This is a genomic window from Streptomyces sp. SID14478 (genome assembly GCF_010548525.1).
Lineage (GTDB): Bacteria > Actinomycetota > Actinomycetes > Streptomycetales > Streptomycetaceae > Streptomyces.
Genome location: NZ_JAAGMG010000845.1, coordinates 1 through 7,463 on the forward strand (window position 1 = coordinate 1; position 7,463 = coordinate 7,463).

Consider the following 7,463-nt stretch of genomic DNA (forward strand, 5'->3'; position numbering starts at 1 on the left):
ACGCGCGCGCAGGAGCTGCAGCACAGCCCCTCCGGGCGCTGGCGGGTACGCGCCACCACCGGCGACGGCCCCCTCGTCATGGAGGCCGACACGGTGATCTGTGCTCTTCCCGCGCCGGCCACCGCCGCGCTGCTGCGCCCGCACGCGCCGCGCGCCGACGCCGAGCTCAGCGCCATCCGGCACGCGGGGACGGCCGTGGTCAGCCTCGCGTTCTCCCGCGCCCTGATGCCGAAGCACCTCCCTCAGGGCAACGGCTATGTCGTACCGCCCCTGGAGGGCTGGGCCACACGGGAAGTCACCTTCTTGTCCAACAAGTGGCAGCACCTCGCCGCGGCCGAACCGGGCCTCTTCTTGCTGCGCATCACGCTGGGCCACGTAGAAGAAGAGCGTCGACTCGCCCTCCCCGACAGGCACTTGATCCGCAGCGCCATGAGGGAGCTCCGGCAGGCGGTGGGCACGTTGGGCGAACCGGTCGCCGGCCACGTGACGCGGTGGGAGAACGCTCTGCCCCAGTACGACGTCGGTCACATGGAGCGCGTCTCCAGGATCCGCGACGCCGTGAAGGTGCTGCCCGGCGTCGCGGTCTGCGGTGCCGCCTACGAAGGCGTGGATGTCGCGGCGTGCGTGGCCACTGGTCGGGCGGCGGCCCGTCGTGTCCTGCACGGAACCGCCTGAACGGCCTCACCCGCACAGCCCGCAGCCCGAGCGCACCACACCCGGCCGCCGCAGGATGGACGCATGCCCAATCCGTCCCGGCCCCGCGCCGCCGCCCTGGCCGTCACCGCCGCCCTGCTGTCCGTCTCACTCGCGGCCTGCAGCGACTCCAAGGACGACGAGGATCTGTCGTCCCAGTCGCTGAGCTGGAAGGACTGCCCCGCGCCGTCGGAGTCCGAAGGCGGGGGCGCTGCTCCCTCGCCGCTGCCCGGCGGCGCCGAGTGGAGTTGCGCCACCATGAAGGCGCCGCTCGACTGGGACGACCCGAAGGGCAAGACGATCGACCTCGCGCTGATCCGGGCCACGGCCAGCGGCGATAAGGACCAGCGCATCGGCTCCCTCATCTTCAACTTCGGCGGCCCGGGCGGCTCCGGTGTCACCACCTTGCCGGCCTTCGGCGCCGACTACGCGAAGCTGCGTACCCGCTACGACCTGGTCAGCTTCGACCCTCGCGGAGTGGGACGCAGCGCGGGCGTCGAGTGCGAGGACGACGACCAGCTCGACGACTACTTCCAACAGGACTCGACGCCGGACGACACGGCGGAACAGACGAAGCTCGTCGACAACATCAAGGGCTTCAACGGGGCCTGCGAGAAGAACTCCGGCAAGGTCCTCCCCCACGTCCGCACCACCGACGCGGCCCGCGACATGGACCTGATGCGTCAGGTGCTGGGCGACGACAAGCTGCACTACTTCGGGATCTCGTACGGCACCGAACTGGGCGGCGTATACGCCCACTTGTTCCCCAAGAACGTGGGCCGTGCCGTGTTCGACGGCGTCGTCGACCCCACGCAGGACTCGGAGCAGAGCTCCCTCGGGCAGGCCAAGGGATTCCAACTCGCCCTCGACAACTACGCCAAGGACTGCACGTCCAAGGTCGAGGACTGCCCGGTCGGCGACACCCCGCAAGAGGTCAAGGACAAGATCGCCAAACTGCTCGAGGACCTCGACGACAAGCCGATCCCCGGGATCTTCCCCCGCGATCTGACACAGACGGCGGCAACCAATGGAATCGCGCAGTCCCTGTACTCGCAGGACTTCTGGGAGTACCTCACCGAAGGGCTCCAGCAGGCGTACGACGGCGACGGCAAGATCCTCATGACGCTGTCCGACTCGATGAACGGGCGCAACGAGGACGGCACGTACAGCAACATCCAGGCCGCCAACGTCTCCATCAACTGCGCCGACGACAAGCCGCGCTACACGACGAAGGACGTCGAGGCGAAGCTGCCCGAGTTCCGCGCCGCGTCCCCCCTGTTCGGCGACTACCTGGCCTGGGGCATGATCGGCTGCACCGACTGGGCCGTCGACGGCTCCGCGGACCACCCGGACGTCAGCGCCTCCGGATCCGCCCCGATCCTCGTCGTCGGCAACACGGGCGACCCGGCCACCCCGTACGAAGGCGCGCGCAAGATGGCGGGAGCACTGGGCGACGGGGTCGGGGTCGAGATCACGTACAAGGGTCAGGGGCACGGCGCCTACGACAGCAAGAGCACGTGCGTGCACAGCGCCGTGAACGGCTATCTCCTCGACGGGACCGTCCCGAAAGAGGGAACGGTCTGCTCGTGATCGCGGAGTTATCCACAGGCCGGAGCGGATGCCGACACCTCCTCCTACGATGGCCTGACTGTCTCTCGAACGGGGGCAGTTGAGGGGGGAGGTGCCATGGCACCACAGGTTTCGCGTGCCCGCGCAGGCGCACGCACACGTGCGGGAAAAGGGGTCCGGGCACGGGCACTGGCAGCGGCCGTCGTACTCACGACCGGTCTCCTTGCCGGCTGCAGCAGCTCGGGCGGGGGCGGCGGGGACGATCCGAAACCCTCGTCGTCGGGTGGCGGATCGCCCGGGTCCGCCGGCCCGACGCCGCCACGGGACACCGCGCTGCCCCCTCTTCCCTCCTCGCTCACGTCCCAGCGTCTTGGCTGGGGCCGCTGCAAGGCGACCGCGGGCGCGCCCGCGCCCGGCTCCGACTGGCAGTGCGCGACGCTCAAGGCCCCGCTCGACTACGCGAAGCCGGACGGGACGACCCTCGACCTCGCACTCATCCGCGCCAAGGCCCGGGGCGACGACGGCGCCCGCATCGGCTCCCTGCTCTTCAACTTCGGCGGCCCGGGCGGCTCCGGCGTCGATCTGCTGCCGGCGTTCGCCCCGCAGTACGCGAAGCTGCGCGAGCGGTACGACCTGGTGGGCTTCGACCCGCGCGGGGTCTCCGCGAGCGAAGGCGTCCGGTGCCGCAGCGACAAGGCCACCCAGGCCGCCGAGTCCGTGGACCTCACGCCCGACACCGCGGCGGAGGAGGCGGCGTACCTCAAGGATGCCGTCGCCTTCGGCAAGGGGTGCACGAAAGCGGGTGAGCTGCTCGGTCATGTGTCGACCGTCGAAGCCGCCCGTGACCTGGATCTGATGCGTCAGACGCTCGGGGACGACGAGCTGCACTACATGGGTGTCTCGTACGGCACCGAACTGGGCGGAATCTACGCCCACTTGTTCCCCGACAAGGTGGGCAGGCTCGTCCTGGACGCGGTCGTCGACCCGACGGCGGGCCGGGTCGGACAGGCCGAGAACCAGGCGCGCGGATTCCAGCGCGCGCTCGACAACTACTTCACGTCCCGCGGCAAGGATCCGAAGGAAGGCTCCCGGGAGATCACGGCGCTCCTGAAGCGTCTGGACGCGAAGCCGCTGCCGACGGCGGGCCGGCGGCTGCTGAACGAGTCGCTCGCGACCACCGGAATCGCGGTCACCCTGTACAGCAAGGCCAGTTGGCCGACGCTGACGCGAGCGTTGCAGGCCGCGCAGGACGGCGACGGCACACCACTGCTGGCCCTCGCCGACTCGTACAACGACCGCGACCCGAACAGTGGGCACTACGGGACGGCGAGCCATTCGCAGCGGGCGATCTCCTGCCTCGACGACAAGGCGCGTCCGACGGTGGCCCAGACCAAGGCGCGGCTCGCGAAGTTCCGCGACCTCTCGCCCGTTTTCGGCGCGTACATGGGCTGGGACACGGCGGGTTGGTGCCACGACTGGCCGGTGCCGGGCCAGTGGGACGATCCCGACGTGCGCGCCCCGGGCGCGGCGCCGGTGCTCGTCGTCGGGAACACGGGCGATCCCGCGACGCCCTACGAAGGCGCGCGGCGGATGGCCGACGAGTTGGGGAAAGGCGTCGGCGTGGAGCTGACCTGGAAGGGCGAGGGGCACGGGGCGTACGGCTCCGGCAGCTCCTGCGTCGACTCGGCCGTGAACACGTATCTGCTGGAGGGGCGAATACCGCGCGACGGCAAGGTGTGCTCCTGACCGCGGCCGGCCCCGGCGCGCGTCGGGCCCCCGACATGCCGGACGGGCCCCGCGCGCAGTGCGCGAGGCCCGTCCGGGAAGGTCGCAGCTGGGCGGTGGCCCAGCGGACCGGCTAGTAGACCGGCTTGTCCGGCTCGATCTGGTTGACCCAGCCGATGACGCCGCCGCCGACGTGCACGGCGTCCGCGAAGCCCGCGGACTTCAGCACGGCGAGGACTTCCGCACTGCGGACACCCGTCTTGCAGTGCAAGACGATCTTCTTGTCCTGCGGGAGACCCTCGAGGGCGGTGCCCATGAGGAACTCGTTCTTCGGGATCAGCTTGGCGCCCGGGATGGAGACGATCTCGTACTCGTTCGGCTCGCGGACGTCGATGACCTCGATGCTCTCGCCGTCGTCCATCCACTCCTTGAGCTGCTTCGGAGTGATCGTCGAGCCGGCGGCCGCCTCCTGGGCCTCCTCGGACACGACGCCGCAGAAGGCCTCGTAGTCGATGAGCTCGGTGACGGTCGGGTTATCGCCGCAGACCGCGCAGTCGGGGTCCTTGCGGACCTTGACCTGGCGGTACTGCATCTCCAGGGCGTCGTAGATCATGAGGCGCCCGACCAGCGGGTCGCCGACGCCGGCGAGGACCTTGATCGCCTCGGTGACCTGGATGGAGCCGATGGACGCGCACAGCACGCCCAGCACGCCGCCCTCGGCGCAGGAGGGGACCATGCCGGGGGGCGGGGGCTCCGGGTACAGGCAGCGGTAGCACGGACCGTGCTCGGACCAGAAGACCGAGGCCTGACCGTCGAAGCGGTAGATGGAACCCCACACGTAGGGCTTGTTGAGCAGCACGCACGCGTCGTTGACGAGGTAGCGCGTCGCGAAGTTGTCCGTGCCGTCGACGATCAGGTCGTACTGGCTGAAGATGTCCATCACGTTCTCGGCTTCGAGCCGCTCTTGGTGAAGGATCACGTTCACGTACGGGTTGATGCCGAGGACCGAGTCCTTCGCGGACTCCGCCTTGGACCGGCCGATGTCGGCCTGGCTGTGGATGATCTGGCGCTGCAGGTTCGACTCGTCGACCTCGTCGAACTCCACGATGCCGAGCGTGCCCACGCCGGCCGCGGCCAGGTACATCAGGGCCGGGGACCCGAGGCCGCCGGCGCCCACACAGAGCACCTTGGCGTTCTTCAGCCGCTTCTGCCCGTCCATCCCGACATCCGGGATGATCAGGTGGCGGGAGTACCTGCGGACCTCGTCTACGGTGAGCTCAGCAGCTGGCTCGACCAGGGGTGGCAGCGACACGGGGACTCCGTTGGTCGGTATCTACGTACGGTTGTTCTGTCTGCAACACTGCCACGCCCCCCTTCATTCCGAGACACCTGGTCCGATACGCGAGACGATTTCGTCCCAGTAACCGGGCATCGACTCCCAGGGATCGCTCACGCCTCCCCGGTCCGTGCGGTCCGTGAAGTAGATCGTGCCCGCGCCCTGCCAGCGCGCGATGCGCAGCGCCTCGTCGAGGTGACCGCGGGGCATGCCGTGGACGAAGTGGCAGAACCGCTCGGGCGGATACTCGGCGGTCCACTCTGCGACCTGGGACCAGCGGTAGTCGCTCCACGGTCCGGTGAAGGTCACCAACTGGTCGGCGGTCTCCGCGTATCCGGGGTACGGGTGCGTGCCGTGGCCGAGCACGATGTACGCGTCGTCGACGAGCGCGCGCAGGGTCGTGACGGTGCGCCGGACCTCGGGGAGCGCGGCCCGCTCGGTGGGACAGCGGTCGAGACTGAACCCGTCGACCTGGTACCAGTCGAGGAAGCGGTGCGCGTCGGAGACGATCTCGCCGAAGGAGCGGGCGCCGTACGTCATGTCGACGTGACCGAGGACACGGACACCGGCGTTGCGCAGTCGGCCCGCCGCCGCGAGGCAGTGCGGGTCGGGGCGGGCCCCCGGGCCGCCCGCGACATTGAGGACGACCCAGTGCAAAGGTGTTGCGGGTCGGGTGAGTTCGGCCCATTCCGCGGGCGCGACGAGAGGGTGCGCGAAGCCGGGGATACCGAAGCCGAGACGTACATCGGTGCTCGACAGGCCGGTCGCGGTCGGGGTCAGATACGGCATGCCGCCTCCATCCAGATGTCGGCGAGGGATTCTTCGAGGTTGATGCGGGGGCGCCAGCCGAGCCGGTCCCGGGCCGTGCGCACATCGGCCTGCTGCCAGCTGCCGCAGCCGTCGGGGTACGGGTACGCGGCCGCCGAGGGTCCCGGCAGTCCGTGGTCCGCTTCGGTGCGCGGGTGGCCGACGGACGACCGGAGGGGCACGGGCGGAGCGTCGAGTTCGTGGAGGGCGCCACCGAATCCGGCGACGCGGGCGAGCACGGCGGCGGCGTCCCGCAGCCGCACGGCGCGGCCGGAGCCGATGTTGATGACGCCCTGTGCGGCCGAGAGCGAAGCGGCGTGCACGGCGCGCGCCACGTCCCGTACGTCGATGAAGTCGCGCTGGGCGCCGAGGCCGCCGAGCTTCAGTTCGCCGTCGCCGGCCTGCATCGCGCGGCGCATGGCCTCCGCGAGTCTGCCGAGCGGGGTTCCGGCCGGGGTACCGGGGCCCGCCGGTGAGAAGACGCGCAGGACGACGGCGTCGAGGCCGGAGCCCAGGACGAGTTCGGTGGCGGCGAGCTTGCTGACGCCGTACGGGCCGCCGGGCCGGGGCACCGCGTCCTCGGCGGTGGACGAACCGGGCTGGGAGGGGCCGTATTCGGCGCCGCAGCCGATCTGTACGAGGCGGGCACCGCAGCCACTGCGGCGCAGGGCCTCGCAGATGGTGGCGACGGCGACGGTGTTGTGCCGGGTGAGTTCACGGGCACCGCCGCGGGTGGCGCCGGCGCAGTTGATGACGACGCCGGGGTGGACGGCGTCCAGGAAGCGGGTGAGCGCGCCCGGGCTGCCGGTGGCCAGGTCGAAGCGGACGTCGGCGTCGTCGCCCCGGCCGAGCGCGGTGAGCTGCACGGCGGGATCGGCGAGCAGTCGGTCGGCGACGAAGCGGCCGAGGTATCCGTTGGCTCCGATCAGCAGAACCCTCATCGGACGCCTCCCGGGGTGCGCGCTCCGCGCGCTGCGCGTCGTGCGCGTCGTGCGCGCGGACCGTGAGTGTCGCGCTGCCCGTGAGGCCCGGAGTATCCGGCGTATCCGGCGCCTCCGGGAGGAGGGGTGGTCATCTGGCGTTCTCCTTAGGGATGTTGCCGTGCGTCGTGGGTCGGGCCCGCGGTGTCGGCCCCGCGGGAGAGGGGTGATTCCGGTCATGCGGCGAGTGGCGTGGCGCGCTCGGCAGTGGGATCGGTGGTGGTCAGGGCGCCTCACCCACCGCGCCGTCGGCGCTCGCGTGGGCGGAGGCGCGGGTGAGGGTGCGGGTGGCGTGGACGAGCAGCGCCAGGGCCGCGGCACCGCAGGCGGCACCGGGCACGACGCCCGCTCCC

General features: G+C 70.8%; 6 protein-coding genes. 3 read left to right on the forward strand and 3 right to left on the reverse strand.

Annotated elements, in window-relative coordinates; genetic code table 11:
- From G3I40_RS27665 to G3I40_RS27675, 3 genes are all read left to right on the forward strand, one after another.
- On the forward strand, nt 1-675 hold a 675-nt coding region (locus G3I40_RS27665), incomplete at its 5' end, for an FAD-dependent oxidoreductase (protein WP_203644879.1).
- A 63-nt stretch (nt 676-738) separates the two neighbouring features.
- A complete protein-coding gene (locus G3I40_RS27670; RefSeq protein ID WP_164305039.1) occupies nt 739-2,283 on the forward strand; it encodes an alpha/beta hydrolase in 1,545 nt (514 codons plus the stop codon).
- Nucleotides 2,284-2,379: 96 nt separating this feature from the next.
- Nucleotides 2,380-4,008, forward strand: coding sequence for an alpha/beta hydrolase (locus tag G3I40_RS27675; RefSeq protein WP_164305041.1), 1,629 nt, complete (start codon nt 2,380-2,382; stop codon nt 4,006-4,008).
- Between the two features lie 112 nt (nt 4,009-4,120).
- Here G3I40_RS27675 and moeZ read toward each other — a convergent pair whose 3' ends face one another.
- The 3 genes from moeZ to G3I40_RS27690 all read right to left on the reverse strand — a co-directional run bounded on the left by moeZ (nt 4,121) and on the right by G3I40_RS27690 (nt 7,071).
- Nucleotides 4,121-5,299 (reverse strand): adenylyltransferase/sulfurtransferase MoeZ, encoded by a 1,179-nt coding sequence (gene moeZ, locus G3I40_RS27680; protein WP_164305043.1) that lies wholly within the window; start codon nt 5,297-5,299, stop codon nt 4,121-4,123.
- A 63-nt stretch (nt 5,300-5,362) separates the two neighbouring features.
- The gene (locus G3I40_RS27685) at nt 5,363-6,112 is read right to left on the reverse strand and encodes a spherulation-specific family 4 protein (RefSeq protein ID WP_164305045.1); all 750 of its coding nucleotides are present in this window, start codon (nt 6,110-6,112) and stop codon (nt 5,363-5,365) included.
- A complete protein-coding gene (locus G3I40_RS27690) occupies nt 6,100-7,071 on the reverse strand; it encodes an NAD-dependent epimerase/dehydratase family protein (protein ID WP_164305047.1) in 972 nt (323 codons plus the stop codon). The genes G3I40_RS27685 and G3I40_RS27690 overlap by 13 nt, the downstream gene beginning before the upstream one ends.
- Nucleotides 7,072-7,463 lie beyond the last annotated feature (392 nt).

What these genes read in the sequence shown, in the direction of transcription:
- G3I40_RS27690 (WP_164305047.1), bottom strand. Translation starts at nt 7,071, where the DNA reads ATGAGGGTTCTGCTGATCGGAGCCAACGGATACCTCGGCCGCTTCGTC.
- G3I40_RS27675 (WP_164305041.1), top strand. Translation starts at nt 2,380, where the DNA reads ATGGCACCACAGGTTTCGCGTGCCCGCGCAGGCGCACGCACACGTGCG.
- G3I40_RS27685 (WP_164305045.1), bottom strand. Translation starts at nt 6,112, where the DNA reads ATGCCGTATCTGACCCCGACCGCGACCGGCCTGTCGAGCACCGATGTA.
- G3I40_RS27670 (WP_164305039.1), top strand. Translation starts at nt 739, where the DNA reads ATGCCCAATCCGTCCCGGCCCCGCGCCGCCGCCCTGGCCGTCACCGCC.